Raw genomic sequence first — 20,637 nt, 5'->3', positions numbered from 1 at the left:
CAAGCGGATAAGGTGGTACCCATCTCGGCCGGATGTTCGAATTTCGTGGATTTCCCGATTTCGCGATTTCGTGATTTGGAAATCACGGGAATCGCGAAATCAAGGAAATTACTAGTCGCGCGTATAGATGTCGATGATGTCGAGAATGCGCTGCGTCTGATCGACCAGGATCACACGCCCTCCAAGGATCACGCGCTCCCAATCTCTGGGTAGTCGCGGCAGGCGCACCTCGCAGGAATGCGGGAGAGGCTGTACGCGCTTTTGTAGTCCTGGAGGCAAGGTGCCGTTGCGCTGTAACTGCTTTTCCAGACCAGGAGGCAGACGGTCGCGCTTCGCGAGTCCCGGTGGGAGATTCGAGTAATCGTCGCCCGAGAGACAGCCGCGCAGAATATCGCGATCGGAGTCGCTGAAAACTGCATAGCGGCCACGGTCACCATCGCGATCATCATCTTCGTCCTCATCATCTTCCCGGTCCCGTTTGTGACCATTGCCGCGCTTTGCGTAATGTCTGTCATCGTCGTCGTAACGGCGCGAATCGTGATCGTCACGAAATGCAGTCTCTGCGCGATTGGGGCTAGGCTGTCGAGTTGGTGCGCCTGGTGTGAACCATGTGAGCACCGCCTCAGACTCGACTACGGCTTCCTTCTTACCGGTCGCGGCTGCGACCACTGTACCTGCACCCGCGCCCACACCAGCGCCGATCGCAGCGCCTTTTCCACCTCCGGCGACGCCTCCGACCACTGCGCCCGCTGCAGCGCCGCTTCCTATCTTGGCGATGTTGCTCTTTGTATGCGATCCACCGGTAATCACGACCGGCGTCACTGTTAGGTCGTAGGAACGGAACCACCCTCCACTGATTGAAGTGAGGGCCAGCGTTAATTGTCCCGGCGAACTCAGCCGCCCTGAGCTGTGCTGCTGAAGGACTTGTCCGGTGACTTCAGTTCCTTTGTCGAAGAGAATCTTGCCATTCACAACCACCGGTTGCACGAGTGTTCCATGAAATACGTCGCCCACTTTCGCCGTATTGCTGGAGATGCGCTCGTCGATCCGCACTTGAAGAGCAGTATTCGGTGGCAACGACGCGCTGGCCGAGAACGCCTGAGGCGCGAACAATCCAGCGCACGCGAGAGAGATGAGTATTCGTCCAATGCTGCAGAATTTCATCAACATCCTCGATGGTGGGGGGACTCCATCGTATGAACCGGATGGAAGCGCGACAAGATAACCAGCAGACGGAGGGCTACTGAACGTACATGTCCTCAAGTAACGATTCTGAGGTGAACAAGCAGACGAAGGGGTGAGACGTATGTTCGGCATTCGCACATGCGATAACCCGCGACGTCGAAAGCTATCTTTTTACGGTGATCCCCAGTTCCCGTAGTTGGGCAGGGCTGACGGGGGTCGGCGCATCGACCATTAGATCCACTGCCTTGGCCGTCTTCGGGAATGGAATTACCTCGCGCAGACTATCAGCGCCCGCGAGAATCATCACGATGCGGTCGAGCCCCAGCGCAATTCCGCCGTGTGGCGGGGTTCCATATTCCAGCGCTTCGAGAAAGAATCCAAATCGGGAACGCGCTTCCTCGTCGGTCATTCCTAGAGCGTTGAATATTTGTTTTTGGATGTCCTGGCGGTGAATACGAATGGATCCCGATCCCAATTCGGTACCGTTCAGGACAATATCATAGGCCAGTGCACGCACCGCTCCTGGATCGGAGAGCAGCTTGCCGAAATCTTCTTCGTGTGGCGAGGTAAAGGGATGGTGAGCCGCATTCCACCGGTTTTCCTTGTCGTCGTACTCGAACATGGGAAAGTCAGTGACCCACAGAAACTTGTAATCCTCGGCAGTCCCCTTCTTGCTGAACCCTCCGTGCTTATCTTTGTACTTTTGGGCAAGCGCAAGTCTCAGGGTTCCGGCAGAGGTGTACACGGCTTCTGCCGCTTTGCGCACCGCGATCGGAGAACGATCCTGGACGGGCCCTCCTGCAACCAACACGAGCAGATCGTCGCCTTCGGCTTCGCACATCGCGCGCAGCTTTGTGACCGAATCGGGAAAGCTCTTTTCGAGGCGCTTCAGGTCGTCGATGACTTTGGCGGGAGGCTTGGCGGCGAAGAGCTGTTTGTTTTCGTCGCGCTCCTTGCGCGAGAGCTCCCCCACCTTTGGAATACGGACTGCAACCACCGGTAGCAGCGGATCAAGAGTCAGAGCATTCAGGTTCTCCTCGGTAAACGCTTCGCGCACGTCGCATATCGCGGGCAGGCGCATGTCCGGTTTATCGATGCCGTATTTGCGGATCGCATCGTCGTATTTCATGCGAGGAAACGGCGGTTTGAGTTCGATCCCGCCTTCCCGAAAGGCAGCGACCAAGAAGGCCTCCACGACCTCGAAGACACGCTCCTGACTTGGGAACGACATCTCCAGATCGATTTGCGTGAACTCAGGTTGCCGGTCGGCGCGCAGATCTTCGTCGCGAAAACAGCGGACGATCTGGAAGTACTTATCGAATCCCGAGATCATCAGGATCTGCTTGAAGAGTTGTGGTGATTGCGGCAGCGCGTAGAACGATCCTGGATAAACACGGCTCGGCACGAGATAGTCGCGCGCGCCTTCGGGCGTGCTGCGCGTCATGAACGGTGTTTCGATTTCGAGAAAACCGCGCTCATACAGCGCCTTGCGAATTGCCAGCGAGACGCGCGAACGCATCGCGATGTTGGCTTGCATCTCCGGACGACGCATATCGATGTAGCGATATTTCAGGCGCAGCTCTTCATTCGAAATGGCTGGTTCGGCCGGAGAAAACGGAGGAGTCTTCGAATCGTTGAGAATTCTCAATTCGTTGGCGACGATTTCAATCTCACCGGTGGGCAGATTCTTGTTTACGGTCGCCGGGTCGCGCCGCTTCACCGATCCCACTACAGCCAGGACGTACTCAGAGCGCACAGTTTCCACTTTCGAGTGCAGCGCCGGATTCCGCTCGTTATCGAAGACCACCTGGACCACGCCGCTGCGATCGCGCAGATCGATGAAAATCAAATTGCCGAGATCGCGGCGACGATTCACCCATCCCATTAGGGTGACATTCTTACCGGCATCGCCGGCCGTCAGCGTGCCACACATGGTGCTTCGTTCGAGGTTTCCAAGCAGGTCGAGCTGAGTTTCTGGCAAGGTGAAGTCCTTGAGGTTATGGGTAATCCTTCATCTTAATTGCGGAATTGAGAAATTGGGAACGGAGTCATTTCGCGATTTGGTGATTTCGCGATTTCGCGATTGTCAATGGCCGAACGATGGGTTGATCAACGTGCAGTGCGGCTCGCCACGTTTGAACGCTGGAGAAGACAAATTCGGATGACTTGATCGAATCGAGAAATCACCAAATCACCCGATCTGAATTACGAACCCGCTAAACCGTCACTGCTTGCTTTACCGGCACTTGCGTGAACCAGCCGTGGCGGTCATGCGCGCGGCCTTCGACGATGTCGAAGAACTCCTTGTGCAGGGCGCGCGTGACCGGACCGGTCTTGCCGTTCCCGACGGTGATCTTGTCCACCGTTCGGATCGGCGTGATCTCGGCCGCAGTGCCCGTGAAGAAGACTTCGTCGGCGATGTAGAGCATCTCGCGGGGAATCATCTGCTCGACGATTGGGAAGCCTAGTTCTTTCACCAGCTCAATCACACTCGCTCGAGTGATACCAGGCAGCACCGAATTTCCAAGCGGCGCGGTGTATACAGTGCCTTTGCGCACCAGGAAGAGATTCTCACCCGAACCTTCGCTCACGTAGCCATTCACGTCGAGGGCAATTCCCTCGACATATCCATTAAGAATGGCTTCCATCTTGATGAGCTGCGAGTTCATGTAATTCGCGCCGGACTTGGCCATCGCGGGCAGCGTATTCGGGGCCATCCGATTCCAGGAAGAAACACACACATCCACGCCTTCGTCTGGGGACCCGTGCCCGAGGTACTTCCCCCAAGCATAGTTGCAGATGTAAACCTCAACAGGCGATCCGAGCGGGTTCACTCCAGCCTCGCCATACCCTCTGAGCACGATAGGGCGGATGTAGCATGGAAACACTCCATTTGCGGCCACAGTATCAACCATCGCTTGAACAATTTCGTCTTCAGAAAACGGCACGTCCATGCGATAGATCTTGGCCGAGTGGATCAGTCGCTCGGCGTGTTCCTGAGCGCGAAAAATTCCCGCCCCATTCGGATGCTTGTAGCAGCGCACGCCCTCGAATACCGACGAGCCGTAGTTCACGACATGCGACATGACGTGCAGCTTGGCGTCATCCCAGTTGATCAGCTTGCCGTTATGCCAGATTTTTTCCGATTTTGGAATTGCCATGCGCGCTCCTTAGGAATGCATTCGCAGAAAAATGATGGAACTCACCATTATATTCGGACGCTCTGCTCTGCAGACCATGAAAGTAGCTCCGAACCAAGAACGATGGGGCGAGTGCGATGCGGAGCGAGATCTAAGACTCGCCCGCATTAACAGGTCTTCCCGCTCATTCGGCCTCCGCGTTCAAACAATCTTTTCAAAGATGCCGATCAGCCGTTCCGAATCGGTAAGAGCCTCGCAATCTTTGTCTATCTTCGCGTAGTCGGCAGCAAAACGCTGTTTGAATTGCAGATAGGACTCGCGATTTTTCCAGACATCGATCGTCAGGTACGTGCCTGCATGCTCGTCGCTTCTGACGAGTATGGTTTCGACATAAGCTGCATCACGCTGAAAAAGCTGAGCCCAGATTCCGTCACCTTTGTACGCCGTCTCAAATTTGGAGCGGTTTTCGGGCGCTACCTGAAACTCCCACATGACGTAGATCATTGGCGGCTCTGGATATCGCTTTAACAAGCCTCTGCCTGCGCGCGTCTAAGGGCAGAGGTGCGACCGTTGTTGAGCGCTCAACTACATTTTGGTAACAGGATTGGGAGGCGGAGCTTGTCCTTGCGCCGTCTCTTCTTTTCGGACCGCAGCTTCGGCAGCTTGAAAGCCTAGCTTCGAGTGCGTTCCATCGCAGAAAGGTTTATTGGTGCTGGCCCCACAGCGGCACAGCGAGAAAGCAGGCTTGCCGGTCAGGTCCCATTCGCGACCTTCAGCATCCACCAGTTTAACTACGCCTTCGACACGATATGGGCCATTCGGCTTTACAGTGATCTTTACGTCTGCCATTGAGTTCAGTGAGCCTCCCGCATCAGTGTATCCGGAGGCGCTATTCTTGAATACCAACCTGGGCTCTCCAAATAGTAATGGAGTCGAACGACTCATTTGCCCGTGGTGAGAGACCGACGGCAACGCATCGGAGATTCTCTGCGGTACGAACCTCAGGACTCCCGCAGATTTCAGCGCGCATCTTAGGTCAGAAGAAAACGCCAACTATGAGGAAAAGTGTATGAAGTTCCTATTCGGATTCGCGCTCGGGGTTACGCTCGGCCTGCTTTATGCTCCCGCCCCTGGAAAGGAGACGCGCCGTCGCCTGGCTGAGAAAGCGCGTGAGTTGCCAGAGTTGCCGCAACAAAAGGCTAGACAGATAGCCGCATCTGCAAAAGCCAAAGCAGGCGACTTAGGTGCGAAATTAGGCCGGCAGGCTGCAGAGGCAGCGGTAGAAAAGGCAACGCCAAACATTGCGAGTCAGCCAACTGAGAAAATCGGGTAGTGACTTCCTACGCAAAGGCCAGACCGGCGCAGCTGTTCACGAATAGTAATCAACTCCGCCGCTGGAATCAGCGGCAGAGTTGAACCGATTTGGGTAGTTATTGCGGGTTGCTGCTGCTCTGCTGTTGCTCTTTCTGTTTGTGGTGCTGATGCGCCTGCTTAGCTGCTCTGCCTACCTCTTTCTCTTGCTGCAGAGCCTGTTGCCACATTTGATCATTCTTCTGCATGTAGTCTTTTGTCGCCTGATCGCTGACCTTGCCCTCATCGCCCTTCATCTGTGAGAGCGTGGATTGCATAGTCCCGTATTGGCCCTTGGCCTGACTCACTGCACCCTTGATGTCCTGCTTTTCTTGTTGCATCTGTTGATTGTTGCTCTGGTCTTGTTGAGCAAAGGCATTGACTGCAAACACCATCGCGCCTGATAACAGTAGTCCAGACACAGCCCTCAGCATTCCTTGTACTTTCACGGAAAACCTCCAATGATTTTCTTGTAGCGCTGATGAGTTCGATGTGCCGCGACGGTGGGAGTATGTGGCGCTGAGGGCTTGCTGGTGCAACAGGTCATACGTTATGCAACTTTCCTACAACAAACACGGTGCTATCGCATCGAACAAGTTAGCTTCACGGTTTTTCATAAGGTGATAGTCGATGTGGCTTCTCTTTGTCGCGATAATACTGTTTATCATCTGGCTCATATCGTGGGCCATCGTCAAAACCATTACTGCAGGAATGTGGATTCTGCTCGCATTCGCAGTAGCCTTCCTGATCGTGCATCTTTTTACCCGCGTCTGGATGAAGACTCAGCAACTCAAGCCCTAGTCGCTCCGCAATCAGGCGGCTAAGTCGAGCAAAGCTAATCCTGTACTTTCATCGATTGTCCGCTGAAGATACGCAGGAGTTTCGATAACCATCACCTCCATGGTCGGCCAGACGCTTCCACCCAGTAAATGGCCGCCATGGGCAGTGCCATCGCGCTTACCCACAACCACATGAGCGTGCAGCTTCCGCTTGCCGTCACTGCGCGCCAGATTTCCGACGAATGAGAGCAACTCAACCTGCTCGTTGATGTCTATTGGCTGATACTCGCGGCGCTCGCGATCGAAATAGCCCAGGCGCACACGCTGGAACGCCCCAATCCCGCTCAGGCGAGCGCTGCTGATGTTGTTCTCCTCGGCAAATTGCAGCAGGAGGGGAAGAACGTCATCATTCTTGTCGAACGCTAGCGCAAACGTTTTTAGCTTGTTCTCTTCAGATAAAAGCTTCGATTGCACTTTGTCCCCCTGAAATTGGGCAGCAGTCCTTCCCTGCTATGCCCAATTTGAACCTCTGGTCTGGTTCGATGCTTGAGTACCGCCCTGCGTCCAACTCTTTATGCAATCGCAGGTGGGGATGCGAGCCGCAGTTGCACAAGTCGGTGGGAACCCCGGGAGCTGCGTGAGCGGGAGGGACACGTTATCGGCCCCGGCCGATTACACACGCGAACAGGCAGCAATGCTACAGCTCGCGTCTTCCTTCGAGGGCTTTCGCCATCGTGACTTCGTCGGCATATTCAATGTCGCTCCCGGCTGGGATACCTGTAGCGATGCGCGTCATTTTCACAGCAGAGTTCTTGAGCATGCGCTGGATGTAGACGGCTGTCGCCTCGCCCTCCACTGTGGGATTAGTGGCAATAATCAGCTCGTCTACATCACCCCGTTCGACGCGTTGACTCAAGCTTGCCAGCCGCAGATGTTCCGGTCCGATACCCTGTAACGGCGATAGTGCTCCGTGCAGCACGTGATAGACGCCGTTGTAGCTGCGCGTCTTTTCGATCGCCCCGATATTAGTCGGTTCCTCGACAACACACACCAGCCGCTGATTGCGTGTGGCGCTGCTGCAATATACGCAGGGATCTACGTCGGTAATGTTGCTGCAAATCGAGCAGAGACGGAGACTTGCCTTCACTCGGCGAATTGCCTCGGCGAGCAGTTCGGCGTCTTCATTGCTGGCGCGCAGGATGTGGAAGGCGAGCCGCTGCGCCGTCTTGCCACCGATGCCCGGCAGCTTCTTCAGTTCGTCGATGAGCCGCGCCATCGGCTCGGCGAATTTTGACAAGGTGCCTCGACTCAGTTGGACTTATGGTGCAGGCGAAGGAAGAAAACGCGTTAAAACAATCCCGGCAGATTCATTCCACCCAGCATGCTTCCCAAATTGGATTGCATCATTCCGTCGACTTTGCGCCCAGCCTCGTTCACTGCAGCTGTGATCAGGTCCTGCAGCATCTCGACGTCGCCTGACTTCACCGCTTCCGGATCAATCTTGACCGAGATTACCTGTTTCTGGCCATTCATCTTCACCGTCACCGTGCCGCCTCCGGATGACGCCTCGACAACAGTGGCACGCATCTTTTCCTGAATTTCCTGGGAAGCGCGTTGTGCCTGGGCCAGCAACTCCTTGGGATTGAATTCCATTCTCGCCGTGTCTCCAACTATTTCTTTCTTAAATCGACTACGGTGCGAACTTCCGCGCCAAACTTCTCCTGCATACGCTGTACGATCGGATCTTCGGCAGCCCTCTGGCGCGCACCTCCTGCGCCGTTGCCATTCCCGTTTCCATTTCCGTTGAGGCCGCGCTCCACCGGAATCTGCGCAACTCCGCCTCCGGCGACAGTCAGCTTGATGGGACGACCGCAGAGTCGAGCCGCTTCCTGCGTCAGCAATCGGCGTGCATCCGCGCTCAAGCTCAAATCAATCACCTTTTCGGAAAGGGGCAGCCGAAGATTGAGCTGATTGCCTTCGAACTTCCACTCTCCCCGGGCAAGCAGATCTGCAGCAGTAGCCTGGCTCTGGGCTTCGAGCACACCGATCAGAGCAGAACGCAGATCTTCAAGCCGAACATCCTTCGGCTCCGCGGCTGGCGCGGGTTCCTCCGGAGCTTCGGCGACCGCTAATGCAGTGGCTGCGGCAGACACTGCGGCCATTGCTAAGCTCCCACGCGTTTGTAGCTCTGCAGCGGAATCCGAGATTGAAGCAGTAGTCGAGCCTTCGGGTTCGGACGAGCGGATCTTCCGCAGACGGTCGGCTTCGAATGGGGAAACAACGCGAGATGGCCCAGAAGCAGCCTGCGGGGACTGCGGGCGTAACGAACCCAATGCTGAGATTCTCGTTTCAACACCTCGTGGGGAACCGCTGCTGGTTGCTGGCGCTGCGGGCCGCATCGGAATTCCAGATCCAGCTGCATTTGCCTGGCTAAGCAAATCTTCCAGCGGAAGCAGGCGATGCGCATGCACCATCTTCAACATGCCCAGTTCGAGATGAAAGCGCTGCTCCTGGCGATATCCAAGCTCGTCGTGAGTGCGCAGAATGATGTTCAAGAATCGCGTGAGGTCTTCCTCGGAAAACAGTGCGGCAATAGCAGCTACCTTCTGCTTCTCATCCGACGAAATCTGCAGCAGCGGCGAGTCTCCGCCGGCAATCTTCGCGACTACAGCGTTGCGTAGAAAGCGAACCGACTGTTTGGCGAAGTGCGATGGACTCTGCCCCTCGGTCATCAGACGATCGAGCAACTTGAGCAGATCCTCGCTGGAGTTGCGATGAACACATTCCATCGCGTGCACCAGCACGTCAGAGGAAACCGTTCCCATCAGCCCTCGAACTTGTGCTGCCGTGAGCTTCGCGCTGGAATCGCCGTCAAAGATACCGCAGCAGGCAATCGCCTGATCCATGATCGAGAGCGCATCGCGCATTGAGCCGTCGCCGGCCTCGGCCAGAGCGGCCAGCGCGCCATCGTCGGCATTGATCTTTTCCTGAGCAGCTATGTCGCGCAACTGCTGCACGATATCGTCGAAGCGGACGGCATGAAAGCTGAAATGCTGACACCGCGAGCGGATGGTCTGCGGGATGTCCTCCGGCTGCGTAGTGGCCATCATAAAGACCATGTGCGCCGGTGGTTCTTCCAAAGTCTTCAGCAATGCATTGAAGGCGGCGTCGGTGATCTGGTGAGCTTCGTCGAGGATGTAGATCTTGTAGCGATCGCGCGCCGGACGATATCGCGCCGCATCTCGTAACTCGCGAATCTCGTCGATGCCACGGTTGGTGGCCGCGTCAATTTCGATTACATCGACCGAACTCCCTGCCCTGATCTCCTGGCAGGAGTCGCAGACGCCGCAAGGCTCCGCAGAAGGCTTATCGGTCGAGCGGCAGTTGAGCGCCATCGCGAGAATGCGTGCAATGGTCGTCTTCCCGATGCCCCGATGTCCGCTGAAGATATATCCGTGAGCGATGCGTTGCTGGGAAATCGCGTTCTGCAGCGTGCGAGTGACGTGCTCCTGCCCGATTACGTCAGAAAAGCGTTGAGGACGATACTTCCGGGCGAGGACCTGATAGCTCATGGCGGGAAACTGCAGTCGATTATACCGTCGAAAGTGTGCGGCCGAGATTTGAACACGGAGGACACGGAGGGCACAGAGGTCGGTGCAGTGGGCGGTCGAAGTAGATGAATGTAGCTCATGCGCACATAGATAATGGAATCGAAGTCTCCGAAAAGATCTGTCGAGCGCTGATCCGCTCTGAAGGGAGCCACAGGATCCTTCGCCGAAACACATCTCATGTTTCCTCTGTGACCTCCGTGCCATCCGTGTTCAACCCCGGTGAAGTGCGCATCATTATGTGTGCTAGCATCGACTCTCGATGAGTTCGGGCAAACTTCAGGTCGTGCCGTTGGGTGGCCTTGGCGAATTCGGCATGAACTGCATGGCTTTGCGGTGGGGAGATGACATCATCGTCATCGACGCAGGGCTGATGTTTCCCGAATCGGAGCTGCTGGGCGTCGATATCGTCGTTCCCGATATCAGTTATCTCCTCGAAAATCGCGATAAAGTTCGCGCCATTCTCCTCACTCACGGACACGAAGATCATATCGGCGGCTTGCCATGGATTCTTTCTGAGCTGAATCTTCCTGTTTACGGGACTGAATTCACGCTTGCTCTCGTGGAAGGAAAGCTGGAAGAGCATGGCCTGCTCGACTCTGCTGTACTCAACGAAATCGAACCGAACGAGCGCTTCCGGATTGGACCGTTTCTCATTCACCCATTGCGCGTGACTCACAGCCTAGTTGATTGCGTGGCGCTGGCGATCCATACGCCTCTGGGAGTCGTGATTCACTCCGGAGATTTCAAAGTCGATCCAACTCCGACCGATGGAAAGCTCTTCGACCTGCATCAGTTCGCCGAGTACGGCAAAGAGCGCGTGCTGCTCCTACTGCAGGACTCGACGAACGTCGAACGACCCGGATATACGCCTAGCGAGCGCGCGGTTCGTCCGCGATTTGAAGAAATTTTCACGCGGACGAAGCGGCGGCTGTTCGTCTCCTGTTTCTCGTCTTCAATCCATCGCATCAAGCTCGTGGCTGACATGGCATTCGAGCATGGACGTAAGCTGGCGCTCGTTGGTCGGTCGATGAATGAAGCCACCGAGATCGCGCTCGATCTCGGGTACCTGCACATCCCCGAAGGCACGCTGATCCATCCTGGACAAATTCGCGATTTTAATCCGGAGAAAGTGTGCGTACTCATCAGCGGAACACAAGGGGAGCCGATGTCGGCTCTGTCGCGTGCTGCGGTGGATAATCACAAACACGCGCGAATCGAGCCGGGCGACACTGTCGTGCTCTCGTCGCGCATTATTCCCGGAAATGAAAAAGCCATCTTTCGCATGATCGATCACCTCTATCGACGCAATGCCGACGTGATCTATGAAGATGGCTCCGGCTCGCCGGTACACGTGAGCGGACACGCGAGCCAGGAAGAGCTTCGTCTGATTATTAATCTCGTCCGGCCGCATTACTTCGTTCCCATTCATGGCGAGTACCGTCAGCTCAAGCGTCACGCCGAGCTTGCGGGATCGATGCATGGAGCAGTCGGCAGCGTGCTGATGCTCGAAAGTGGAGACGTGCTGGAAATCGACGAACTTGGAGCGCGCAAGGCGGGAAAGGTTACCGTCGGACGCGTTTGTATTGATTCTGGTTCGGGCAGCGATGTAGTCGAAGATCTTGTCATCCGCGACCGCCGCCATCTCAGTGAAGATGGAATCGTGCTGCCGATCATCGCAATCAACAAGCTCACCGGACGCGTTGAGTCCATTCCTGAAATAGTGATGCGCGGCTTTGCAGCCGCCGGCGCAGAGAACGGATTTCTCGCCGATGCTCGCGAGGTGATCAGCCGTACGCTCGAACTTTCGAGCCAGGAAGAAAAAGCCGACTACGGCGTGATCAAAGAAAAAATCCGTCAAGACTTAAAGCGTTACATTAATAAACAAACCAGCCGCCGACCGCTCATCATGCCGGTGATTCTCGAGATCTAAACGTGACGCAGCCTTCACCTGCTGTGACACAGAAGAAAAGTCCAAACAGGCACAAGCTTCTCAAGATTGTCCTTTTACTGTTCGCCATTATCCTGCTTCTACTCTGGCCCGCGGCGCGCGAGCACGTTCGTGCGATGTCGCTGCTGGCGCGCATGTCGCAACAAAGAAGTTTAACCGCTCGCCTCGATCAACATCCGTATGACATCCAGACGCTTACTTTTAGCTCGACAACAGGATTGTCGCGCGCGCGCCTCTACCTTCCCAGCAACATTGAGAATCCGCCAGCAATGGTCGTGGTTCCCGGGCTGCATCAACTCGGCATGAATGAACCCCGTCTTGTTAATTTCGCTAAATCATTGGCGGAGTCTGGAGTGGAGGTACTGACTCCACAAGTGGACGCGCTCGCGGAGTACCGTGTTGAGCCACAGTCCATCGACCTAATCGGAACCTCGGCTCAGTTTCTTTCGCATCGCGCTGGAGAAAAGGTCGGGGTGCTCGGACTGAGCTTTGCCGGGGGACTCTCGCTCATGGCGGCCGCTGATCCTAAGTACGCGGACGACATTTCCTTTGTTGCGGCAGTCGGGGCGCAAGATGATGTCCAGCGCGTCGAGCACTACTTAGTTGAGGGTCAAACGCGCTGGCCTGATGGAACATTGCTGACGACCCCGCCTAACGAATATGGCTGGCTGATCGTAATCTACTCGCATCCCGAGGACTTTTTCGCTCCTGCCGATGTGGAGGGCGCAAGAGAATCGCTGCGGCTGTTGCTTCACGAAGATTTAAAGCAGGCGAACACCCGAGCGGCCCAGCTTTCTCCCGATGGGCAGCGGCTGATGAAGGATATTTTTGATGGTCGTCGCGAGCTCTTCCGCGACAAACTATTGGCCGATCTGGACAAACACACAGCCGAAGCAGTTGCCGTCTCCCCACATGACCACATTCAGAGTCTCAAAGCGAAGGTGTTGCTGGTTCACGGAGAAGGCGACGATGTGATTCCACCTTCAGAAACTGAATGGCTGGCGCGCGACATTCCCAACGGTGAACTGCAGGAAGCGCTGATCAGCCGCGCGATTTCACACGTGAGTTTGGAGAAAGCGCCAGGATGGCGCGACCAGCTCGCGGTGATTCACTGGATCGCACTGATGTTGAAGGACGCGGATGAGGAGCGGCGATGAATCAGACTGTTTGTAACCGATGTGCTTTCTCGTAGACCGCAGCGTATTCACGCGCCGGCTCTTCCCATGAGAAATTTTGGCGCATGCCGTTAAGCATGAGCCGCTTCCATTCGGCTTCCTTCTCGAACGTCGTAAGGGCCTGGCGAACCGCGGCGCGCAATTCCGGAGCAGTGTAGCCGGAGAACTTGAACCCAGTTCCCTTCCCGGTCTTCGCATTCCACTGCTCGACTGTGTCTTCGAGGCCACCAGTCGATCGAACAACCGGCACCGTGCCGTAACGCATGCTGTAGATCTGCGTCAGACCGCAAGGTTCGTAATGGGACGGCATCAGGAATATGTCAGAGCCAGCTTCGACGAGGTGTGCAAGGCGATTGTCGTAAGCGATCTTCACGCACAGGCGATCGGGAAAGCGCTTGTGCAAAGTGCGGAACATCGACTCGTAATGGACATCGCCGGTTCCGAGCACAAGCAGCACCATCTCATCGGTGAGAAGTTGCGGCAACGCCGCTTCCATCAGATCGAATCCCTTTTGCGCGGCAAAGCGGGAGATAACTCCTACTACGGGCCAATCGGCTTTCTGCTTGGGAATCCCGTATTCGTCGAGCAAGGCGAGCTTGCATTTCACTTTGCCGCTTAGATCAGAAGTGGAAAACGTTGCGGGAAGGTAGCGGTCCGTTTCCGGATTCCATTCACCGTAATCTACGCCGTTCACGATGCCGACGACGCGATCGCGCTTGGCGCGTACTGTGTCTGCCAGCCCAAATCCATATTCTCTTGTCTGAATTTCGCGCGCATATGTCCGGCTGACGGTGGTCACATAATCGGCGTAGACGATTCCACCTTTCAGAAAGTTAACCTTGTCATAGAACTCCAGCCGATCCATGGTGAAGAGCGTCCAGGGAAGCAGCAGCTTGGGCATTACCGATTTGGGAAAGATGCCCTGATAACCGATGTTGTGAATTGTCAGTACGGTGCCGCTGCGTGAGAAATCCGTATCCGATGCATACTGGTTGCGGAGAAGGACGGGAATGAGCGCCGCCTGCCAGTCATGAACGTGAAAGACATCCGGAGGACCGAAGCGTTTCGAGGACTCGATCACCGCACGACAAAACATCGTGAAGCGCTCAGCATTGTCCGGATAGTCCCCTCGGCTGTCGCCGTACAGGCCGTCGCGGAAGGCAAACTCCGGGTGATCGACAAAGTAAAATTGCACTCCATCGTGTTTGCCGCCGTCGACAACCTGGCAGAAGAGCAGGTGGTCTGCCATAGGAATGGTCAGATTGGGAATGACCACGTGCTCCTGCTTGAGCCGCGACTGCTTATATTTCGGAAGGAAGACGGTGATCTCATGACCGAGCGCCGCGAGCGCCTTAGGCAGCGCTCCAACGACGTCGGCCAGACCGCCTGTCTTGGAGTAAGGCACACCTTCCGAGGCGGCGAAGGTGATTCGCATCCAGAGCTCCTTCGGCGTGGATTCAGGTTTCCGCCAGCCACCCGAGACGAAAGGCGCTGTCCGGAAGGCCCTATCGTGCTGCTCGCAACAGAGCAGAATCGAAGGGCCAAGGCAAAAGTTCGAGTCTAATGTCCACTCATAGACAGGTCAACGCAGCGCGTCAGAGCACACGCCCGAAACAAAAGCCAAAGCTTGGACAGAATTTTCTCGTGGATGGCGGAGCTGCGCTTCGCATCGTCCATGCCTTGGGCGATATCTCCAACTCGGTGGTAATCGAGATCGGGCCCGGACGCGGCGCCCTAACCAAGCTGCTCGCCCAGCGCGCTGGCCATCTGATTGCGATAGAGTTGGATCGTGATCTGGCAAACGCGCTGGAGCACGAATTTCGTGATCTACCCAACATCACGATCGTCGGAGGCGATTTTCTGGGCGCCAGCATCCCTGGATTGCTCGGTTCCATTTCGGCACCTGGATCGGACCCCGTCAAGGTTGTTGGAAACATCCCGTACTACATCACCTCTGACATTCTCCTTCGAGTGTTCGAACAGCATGAGCATATAGAAACCGTCGTACTGATGGTGCAGAAAGAAGTCGCCGATCGCCTCGTCGCCGAACCAGAGAGCCGCGACTATGGATTGCTCACGGTGACTGCGCGTCTGTTCACCGACGTTGAAAGGCTGTTCACGCTGCCTCCTGGCGCATTTTCTCCTCCTCCTCAGGTCCATTCCAGTGTGCTGCGGTTAGGCGTCGCTCCGAAAGCCGAACAGTTGGGAATCGATTCGCGCGAGTTCCTGAACTTTTCTAAGCTGGCATTTGCGCAGAAGCGCAAGACGCTGTTCAACAATTTGCGCGGAATGTACGACGAGGCTTCGATCAAAACAGCATTGCAGCACGTGGGAGTTCATGCGAGCGCCCGCGCAGAGGAACTATCGCTCATCGGCTTGACAGATGTTTACAAGCACTTAATCCGAGGCTGAGAACCCAATCTCAGCCCGGGCTGTGTTGTAAGCCGTATGTGGGTGCTTCGGAAGAAGCACTTCACCTGAAATTGCCGAGGGCATGCTGAAATGCCAGAGCAACTCGATGAACGCTATGTCTTTGGGCCCACGTACAGAACGCTAGTCACTTTACCAACGATATCGATCATCGGAGCAGTGTTGAGGAGCTCTTCCACTCCCGTGGTGGCGTCGTAAATGCGCAGCTCGCCGCCTTCGGCGGTGTAGAAGACTTTGCGCGGCGCAACGGGAGCGATCGCCAACACATCGCCCTTTTGCGGCTGGCCCGCCGCGGGCGTATCGATAATCGCTGTTCCCGCATTTGGATCCACGATCGAGAGGCATCCTGTCGTGCACGTGCGCGCGCCCACGATGACTTTGCCCTGAAACGAGGAAATTACTTGATGGAAGCCGTCGCCGATTTTGATCTGCTTCCCACCCGTAAGCGATGAAAGCGGAAGCACGGTCACGCTTCCCGCTCCCGGGGTTGCCGGATTGCTTCCTGCAACGTATAGGTTGTTTGTGTCTGCTGTTCCGATCGTCGCAGCATCGACGTTCACTGGCTGGCTGAGGCCGAGCGAGCTCATATCGACGGTGACGATGCTGGCTTGCGTTCCGCCGCACTCGGCACCGCAGTTGAGAATGTAGGCCTTGCTGTCATCCGCCGAAAAGACACCGTAGATAGGGTGATCGAGGCCTGTCACGGTCTGCACTGTGCTGTCGGGAGTATTAATAATTTCAAACTGATTCAACGTTTCGTTAAAAACGAGAAGCTTATTGTTATTGTGCGAAAGCACAATGCGATGCGCGCCAGGTAGACAATTGCCCTTCGTCTGACAGTTGCCAGGAACATCTGGAATGTTTTTGATTGCAACTGAGGTGCTTCCTGTCAGATCAGCTATGCTTACCTCGCTGTTGCTCCCGAGCGCGGCGTAGATGAATTTTCCATCAGAGCTCGCGGCGAGGCTGTCGACAGGACCGGCGAACTGTATCTGGCACGCTGTACCTGACGTGCAATCGATACTACCGATTTTAGTGACTTGCGTCTCCTTGATGTTGTCGATCATGTTCACATTGTTGTCGCCGCTGTTGTACTCGATGGTCGTGCTGTTCGGACCGGGAATCATGATCTGCGGCGGCGGAGAGGACAGAAGCTGGGTTCCTTGGATGGGGATACTGGACGCAGACAGCTGATCCTTCGATGCATCCACGATCAATATGCTGCCGGTGCTGGTCAGATTAACGGCGACAAAGGCCCGCTCCTCGAGGCCGCTGGTCGGCGTGGTGCTGCTATTGCCGCCCCCACATCCGGGCTGGCTGACGATTAACAAAACAATGCTCGCTATCGCAGCGAGAGTGAACCCGCGTCTCAAATGCACTCCTTGACCTCTTTGTAGTCGCTGAATGCAAGATTATAAATTGTTGCAGTTGAGAGCTGCTGTTCACACAGGGATAAACGGCGAGACGCGCGGCGCACCTAGAACGTCCGAGCATTGGCAGAACCCATGGGAACGGTCAAATCCCGGCAGTTGCACGCGGGCATACAATGAGCAAGACGGCAGTCGGAGTTGCGGCTCATGTTTGTTCCCCTGTTTTCTCTTCGTGCAGTTCTTCGGCTGACTGTTGGCGTCCTGATGGCCGTCGCTCTCCCTGCCTCCTCGCAAAATTCCACTTCTATTCAACCCATAACTACTGATGGAAGTCCTGGGCCTCAGAGGCTGATCGACCTTCTGCTGTGGTCTCCGTCGGTTCGTCGGAATCCATTGCACGCGGACCCAAGAACGATGATCGCTTTCGTTCGCCCATGGCTGGTGAGTTCTCGCCTGTTCGACCTCTCAAATCGCTCCATGACGCGCACAACCACTCCTCAGCCAAAAAGCTATCGGTTAACACCCGACCCATTCAACTGGTCACTCGCGAGCACTTCTCCAGACGAGGACGACTACGCATATTCCTCCGATTTGCCGCGAACCGGGTTCCGCACGACTGCTGAGCGCATGGCGGAAACGAATTCCGCACCGCGTCGGCCGGCTTCGATTCCGGCGAAGTTCGACGTTTCGCGCATTGGTGAGCGCGACATTGGCGAAGGCGTAAATTTCTTCTCCATCGAAAAAGAAGTCGCGATCGGACGCGAGCTCTCGATGGAAGTGGAGCAGAGCGCGCGTTTGCTGACCGATCCGGTCGTCAATGAGTATGTGAATCGGACTGGACAGATTCTCGTGCGCCATTCCGACTGCAAAGTGCCTTTCACCATCAAAGTGATCGATGATGACGAAGTAAATGCGTTCGCATTACCGGGAGGATTTTTCTACATCAACACCGGCGCCATTCTCGCTGCCGACGATGAAGCCGAACTCGCCGGAGTGATGGCCCACGAGATTGCGCACGTTTGCGCCCGGCATGCTACGCGAAATCTGACCAAGAGTGAAATCACGCAATACGCTTCCCTGCCCTTGATCTTCTTCGGCGGGCCAGTGGGATACGCGGTTCGTCAAGTCGCCAGCGTAGCTATGCCGATGTCATTCCTGAAATTCAGCCGCGACGCCGAACGCGAGGCTGACCTGCTCGGAATCGAATATCAGTATGCCGCCGGCTACGATCCAACCGCCTTCGTCGATTTCTTCGAGAAGCTCGAAGGCGAGGACAAGGAGCCGCACAGCTTCATTGCGCGAGCATTCATGACCCACCCCATGACGCAAGACCGCGTCCGTCGCGCAGAAGCTGAGCTGGAGATGCTACCAGATCGGGAAAGCTACATCACTGATACGAGCGAATTCGACGCGATTCGCGATCGAGTCTCAAGGCTGACCCACGGCCGCGCGTTCCAGGGCGGCGCGCGTCCTCATCCGACATTGCGACGGAGAACTGGCGCCCAGGAGTAGAAGCTGCCTTGCTGCTCGAGTCGCTCTCAAAATGACTCGATCTGCACCTGAGAGATAGGCGCTCGCGCGAGTCGGACATCGCACGTGATCAGGTGTGCACCTATCATCTCAGCTAAAGCTACATATGCCGCGTCATAGGCAGTAAGATTCTGAGGCAAAGCCCAAATTCGATGAACAAGCATGTGATGCGGATAACGATCAATGATCGCGGAGGTGAAATCGTCCAGAATTTCACCCGCACGTACAGGTGAAATCTTTCCTGCAGAAGCTAATCGCCGGACAACCTGCAGAACCTCGATATCCAGCAGGTGAGGTGCTGCTAAACGTTCGCCGCTCGAAAAAATGCGCTGCTCGATATGCAATCCGGCATGAGACCGAAGCAGCCACTCAAGCGCAGCAGAAGCATCGATAACGATCACCGCGAATCTCGTTCAGCACGCAGAATCTCGGCAACCCCTCCGTTCAGTTCCACTGGAGCACGTTGATTCAGCCTGGCTCTCAACTCATTCAGCGTAGGTCTTTCAGCAATGTGCCGGATTTCGGACATCAAGTAGTCCGAGAGGGACATGCCTTCCATCGCGGCCCTGGCCTTGAGCTTTCTATGCAAGCTCTCCGGGACGTTTCGGAGCTGGATCATCTTTGACATGTCAATAACATATTTTCATGTTCTGCACATGTCAAAGCGATTCGGCCATACCGCTCATCTTTCAGCAACACCTTCCAGCATCAGGAAGAACTCTGGAAATGAAATCTGCGCGGCATCTGCGCCGCGGATTAACGTATCGCCCTTGGCTCTCAGGGCCGCAATTGCAAAGGCCATTGCGATGCGGTGATCGTGCTCGGAATCGATTTCTGCGCCGTGCAGTTGCTGGCTGCCAGGGACGCTTAATCCGTCTTCGTGCTCGGTGACTTGAGCCCCCATTGCTCGCAGATTTTTCGCGACTGCCGCGATGCGATCGGACTCTTTGACGCGCAGTTCGCGAGCGTCGCGTACCTCGATGCCGTCGCGAGTGTAAGGAGCGATTGCTGCGAGCACCGGCACTTCATCGATCAACGCGGCAGATTGCGCCCCAACCAACTTGACGCCTTTCAGGGGACCGGCTTCGATTGTGATTGTTCCCATCAACTCGCCTTGACTCTCTTCCACCTGAACCATGCGCAGGCGCGCACCCAGCGCCGTGAGCACATCGAGCAGCACCGCGCGCGTTGGGTTTAGAAGGAGCGAATCGATCACGAGATTACTTTCAGGAAACAGCGCCGCCGCACATAAGAAAAATGCTGAAGATGAGATGTCACCCGGGACAACGGATTCAATCGCCTTCAGCCGCTGGCCTCCTCGTATGCTCACGCGCTCTTTGTCACGACTGAGATCCGCGCCGAATGCGCGCAAAGCGACTTCGCCGTGATCGCGGGTTCGAATCGGTTCTTCGACCGTGGTTTCCCCGTTTGCGAAGAGTCCTGCAAATAGCAGCGATGTTTTCACCTGAGCGCTTGCCACTGCAGGTTTGTACGAGATTCCCTCCAGCTTGCCTCCGCGTACTCGTAGTGGCGCATGTCCATCCTGGGAGGAGATCGATGCTCCCATTTTGCTCAAAGGCTCGATAATCCGCCGCATGGGCCGCCGCGAAAGAGAGGCATCGCCGATCAGTTCGCTCTCAAAAGGCTGGCCTGCGAGGATGCCGGAGAGCATACGCATTGTCGATCCTGAGTTGCCGCAATCAAGCGACTCAGTTGGTTTTTTCAAGGAGCCGCCGCAGCCGTGGATCGCGATTTCTCCGTCCTTGCGTTCGACTCGGGCGCCAAGCGCTTGCATGCAGGCGAGCGTGCTGGCGCAGTCCGCGCCAGTAGAAAAATTTCGTAAGCGCGTGGTTCCTTCGGCCAAAGCTCCCAACATCCCATAACGATGAGAAATGCTTTTGTCGCCGGGCAAACGAATCGATCCGACGATATTTCTCGCAGGTTTAACGACTACGTCCGTCATCAATCTTGATGTCCTTCAGAGGGGCAGGCCAGTTTAGTTGCCTGACATGCCGCTATTAATTTTTGTATTCGCGCAAATTCATCAGCCAACTTAGCGGGACCAAAGTTCACTCTCATTCTGCAGCACGGCAGCCATGCAGTGCCGAGCGATGAATGA

Annotated in this window: 20 protein-coding genes; 6 read left to right on the top strand and 14 right to left on the bottom strand. The window is 55.8% G+C overall.

The window, feature by feature from the left end; genetic code table 11:
• Window positions 1-111 precede the first annotated feature (111 nt).
• From VFU50_15275 to VFU50_15255, 5 genes are all read right to left on the bottom strand, one after another.
• Complete coding sequence (locus VFU50_15275) at window positions 112-1,164, bottom strand: hypothetical protein (protein ID HEU5234222.1); 1,053 nt, start codon at window positions 1,162-1,164, stop codon at window positions 112-114.
• Window positions 1,165-1,348: 184 nt separating this feature from the next.
• The gene (gene aspS, locus VFU50_15270) at window positions 1,349-3,118 is read right to left on the bottom strand and encodes an aspartate--tRNA ligase (GenBank protein HEU5234221.1); all 1,770 of its coding nucleotides are present in this window, start codon (window positions 3,116-3,118) and stop codon (window positions 1,349-1,351) included.
• A 283-nt stretch (window positions 3,119-3,401) separates the two neighbouring features.
• Window positions 3,402-4,346 carry a branched-chain amino acid transaminase gene (locus VFU50_15265; GenBank protein ID HEU5234220.1) on the bottom strand — a complete coding sequence of 315 codons (945 nt, stop codon included), beginning with the start codon at window positions 4,344-4,346 and terminating at the stop codon, window positions 3,402-3,404.
• A gap of 180 nt (window positions 4,347-4,526) precedes the next feature.
• Window positions 4,527-4,829 (bottom strand): antibiotic biosynthesis monooxygenase, encoded by a 303-nt coding sequence (locus tag VFU50_15260; protein HEU5234219.1) that lies wholly within the window; start codon window positions 4,827-4,829, stop codon window positions 4,527-4,529.
• A gap of 81 nt (window positions 4,830-4,910) precedes the next feature.
• Window positions 4,911-5,174 (bottom strand): CDGSH iron-sulfur domain-containing protein, encoded by a 264-nt coding sequence (locus tag VFU50_15255; GenBank protein HEU5234218.1) that lies wholly within the window; start codon window positions 5,172-5,174, stop codon window positions 4,911-4,913.
• A gap of 220 nt (window positions 5,175-5,394) precedes the next feature.
• Here VFU50_15255 and VFU50_15250 point away from each other — a divergent pair, with 220 nt between their 5' ends.
• Entirely contained in the window at window positions 5,395-5,658 is a 264-nt protein-coding gene (locus VFU50_15250) for a YtxH domain-containing protein (GenBank protein ID HEU5234217.1), read from the top strand.
• A gap of 97 nt (window positions 5,659-5,755) precedes the next feature.
• On the opposite strand, the gene VFU50_15245 is transcribed toward VFU50_15250, so the two are convergent.
• Complete coding sequence (locus tag VFU50_15245) at window positions 5,756-6,124, bottom strand: hypothetical protein (GenBank protein HEU5234216.1); 369 nt, start codon at window positions 6,122-6,124, stop codon at window positions 5,756-5,758.
• A gap of 181 nt (window positions 6,125-6,305) precedes the next feature.
• On the opposite strand from VFU50_15245, the gene VFU50_15240 reads away from it, so the two are divergent.
• Entirely contained in the window at window positions 6,306-6,476 is a 171-nt protein-coding gene (locus tag VFU50_15240; GenBank protein HEU5234215.1) for a hypothetical protein, read from the top strand.
• An 11-nt stretch (window positions 6,477-6,487) separates the two neighbouring features.
• Here VFU50_15240 and VFU50_15235 read toward each other — a convergent pair whose 3' ends face one another.
• The 4 genes from VFU50_15235 to dnaX all read right to left on the bottom strand — a co-directional run bounded on the left by VFU50_15235 (window position 6,488) and on the right by dnaX (window position 10,026).
• Window positions 6,488-6,928, bottom strand: coding sequence for a PPC domain-containing DNA-binding protein (locus VFU50_15235; GenBank protein ID HEU5234214.1), 441 nt, complete (start codon window positions 6,926-6,928; stop codon window positions 6,488-6,490).
• Between the two features lie 223 nt (window positions 6,929-7,151).
• Complete coding sequence (gene recR / locus VFU50_15230; GenBank protein HEU5234213.1) at window positions 7,152-7,751, bottom strand: recombination mediator RecR; 600 nt, start codon at window positions 7,749-7,751, stop codon at window positions 7,152-7,154.
• Between the two features lie 50 nt (window positions 7,752-7,801).
• Complete coding sequence (locus VFU50_15225) at window positions 7,802-8,107, bottom strand: YbaB/EbfC family nucleoid-associated protein (protein HEU5234212.1); 306 nt, start codon at window positions 8,105-8,107, stop codon at window positions 7,802-7,804.
• 17 nt (window positions 8,108-8,124) lie between these two features.
• The gene (gene dnaX, locus VFU50_15220) at window positions 8,125-10,026 is read right to left on the bottom strand and encodes a DNA polymerase III subunit gamma/tau (GenBank protein HEU5234211.1); all 1,902 of its coding nucleotides are present in this window, start codon (window positions 10,024-10,026) and stop codon (window positions 8,125-8,127) included.
• A gap of 298 nt (window positions 10,027-10,324) precedes the next feature.
• Between dnaX and VFU50_15215 the strand changes: the two genes are divergently transcribed.
• Both VFU50_15215 and VFU50_15210 read left to right on the top strand, forming a co-directional pair.
• A complete protein-coding gene (locus tag VFU50_15215; protein ID HEU5234210.1) occupies window positions 10,325-11,995 on the top strand; it encodes a ribonuclease J in 1,671 nt (556 codons plus the stop codon).
• Between the two features lie 23 nt (window positions 11,996-12,018).
• Complete coding sequence (locus VFU50_15210; GenBank protein ID HEU5234209.1) at window positions 12,019-13,170, top strand: alpha/beta hydrolase; 1,152 nt, start codon at window positions 12,019-12,021, stop codon at window positions 13,168-13,170.
• 1 nt (window position 13,171) lies between these two features.
• Here the strand turns inward: VFU50_15210 and glgA are convergent, their stop codons facing one another.
• Window positions 13,172-14,623 carry a glycogen synthase GlgA gene (glgA, locus tag VFU50_15205; GenBank protein HEU5234208.1) on the bottom strand — a complete coding sequence of 484 codons (1,452 nt, stop codon included), beginning with the start codon at window positions 14,621-14,623 and terminating at the stop codon, window positions 13,172-13,174.
• Between the two features lie 128 nt (window positions 14,624-14,751).
• On the opposite strand from glgA, the gene rsmA reads away from it, so the two are divergent.
• Window positions 14,752-15,600 carry a 16S rRNA (adenine(1518)-N(6)/adenine(1519)-N(6))-dimethyltransferase RsmA gene (gene rsmA, locus VFU50_15200; GenBank protein HEU5234207.1) on the top strand — a complete coding sequence of 283 codons (849 nt, stop codon included), beginning with the start codon at window positions 14,752-14,754 and terminating at the stop codon, window positions 15,598-15,600.
• Between the two features lie 113 nt (window positions 15,601-15,713).
• On the opposite strand, the gene VFU50_15195 is transcribed toward rsmA, so the two are convergent.
• Window positions 15,714-16,991, bottom strand: coding sequence for a hypothetical protein (locus VFU50_15195; protein ID HEU5234206.1), 1,278 nt, complete (start codon window positions 16,989-16,991; stop codon window positions 15,714-15,716).
• 411 nt (window positions 16,992-17,402) lie between these two features.
• On the opposite strand from VFU50_15195, the gene VFU50_15190 reads away from it, so the two are divergent.
• On the top strand, window positions 17,403-18,500 hold the full coding sequence (locus VFU50_15190; GenBank protein ID HEU5234205.1) for a M48 family metallopeptidase: 1,098 nt from the start codon (window positions 17,403-17,405) through the stop codon (window positions 18,498-18,500).
• A 26-nt stretch (window positions 18,501-18,526) separates the two neighbouring features.
• On the opposite strand, the gene VFU50_15185 is transcribed toward VFU50_15190, so the two are convergent.
• A complete protein-coding gene (locus VFU50_15185; GenBank protein ID HEU5234204.1) occupies window positions 18,527-18,919 on the bottom strand; it encodes a type II toxin-antitoxin system VapC family toxin in 393 nt (130 codons plus the stop codon).
• A gap of 281 nt (window positions 18,920-19,200) precedes the next feature.
• The gene (gene aroA / locus VFU50_15180; protein HEU5234203.1) at window positions 19,201-20,481 is read right to left on the bottom strand and encodes a 3-phosphoshikimate 1-carboxyvinyltransferase; all 1,281 of its coding nucleotides are present in this window, start codon (window positions 20,479-20,481) and stop codon (window positions 19,201-19,203) included.
• Window positions 20,482-20,637 lie beyond the last annotated feature (156 nt).

Source organism: Terriglobales bacterium, assembly GCA_035764005.1.
Classification (GTDB): domain Bacteria; phylum Acidobacteriota; class Terriglobia; order Terriglobales; family Acidobacteriaceae; genus Gp1-AA112.
This window is presented reverse-complemented; position numbering and strand designations above follow the sequence as displayed.

Excerpts from the sequence above, each read along its gene's own strand:
- VFU50_15275 (HEU5234222.1), bottom strand. The coding sequence starts at position 1,164 with ATGAAATTCTGCAGCATTGGACGAATACTCATCTCTCTCGCGTGCGCT.
- aspS (HEU5234221.1), bottom strand. The coding sequence starts at position 3,118 with ATGTGTGGCACGCTGACGGCCGGCGATGCCGGTAAGAATGTCACCCTA.
- VFU50_15265 (HEU5234220.1), bottom strand. The coding sequence starts at position 4,346 with ATGGCAATTCCAAAATCGGAAAAAATCTGGCATAACGGCAAGCTGATC.
- VFU50_15260 (HEU5234219.1), bottom strand. The coding sequence starts at position 4,829 with ATGATCTACGTCATGTGGGAGTTTCAGGTAGCGCCCGAAAACCGCTCC.
- VFU50_15255 (HEU5234218.1), bottom strand. The coding sequence starts at position 5,174 with ATGGCAGACGTAAAGATCACTGTAAAGCCGAATGGCCCATATCGTGTC.
- VFU50_15250 (HEU5234217.1), top strand. The coding sequence starts at position 5,395 with ATGAAGTTCCTATTCGGATTCGCGCTCGGGGTTACGCTCGGCCTGCTT.
- VFU50_15240 (HEU5234215.1), top strand. The coding sequence starts at position 6,306 with ATGTGGCTTCTCTTTGTCGCGATAATACTGTTTATCATCTGGCTCATA.
- VFU50_15225 (HEU5234212.1), bottom strand. The coding sequence starts at position 8,107 with ATGGAATTCAATCCCAAGGAGTTGCTGGCCCAGGCACAACGCGCTTCC.
- dnaX (HEU5234211.1), bottom strand. The coding sequence starts at position 10,026 with ATGAGCTATCAGGTCCTCGCCCGGAAGTATCGTCCTCAACGCTTTTCT.
- VFU50_15215 (HEU5234210.1), top strand. The coding sequence starts at position 10,325 with ATGAGTTCGGGCAAACTTCAGGTCGTGCCGTTGGGTGGCCTTGGCGAA.
- glgA (HEU5234208.1), bottom strand. The coding sequence starts at position 14,623 with ATGCGAATCACCTTCGCCGCCTCGGAAGGTGTGCCTTACTCCAAGACA.
- rsmA (HEU5234207.1), top strand. The coding sequence starts at position 14,752 with ATGTCCACTCATAGACAGGTCAACGCAGCGCGTCAGAGCACACGCCCG.
- VFU50_15190 (HEU5234205.1), top strand. The coding sequence starts at position 17,403 with ATGATCGCTTTCGTTCGCCCATGGCTGGTGAGTTCTCGCCTGTTCGAC.
- aroA (HEU5234203.1), bottom strand. The coding sequence starts at position 20,481 with ATGACGGACGTAGTCGTTAAACCTGCGAGAAATATCGTCGGATCGATT.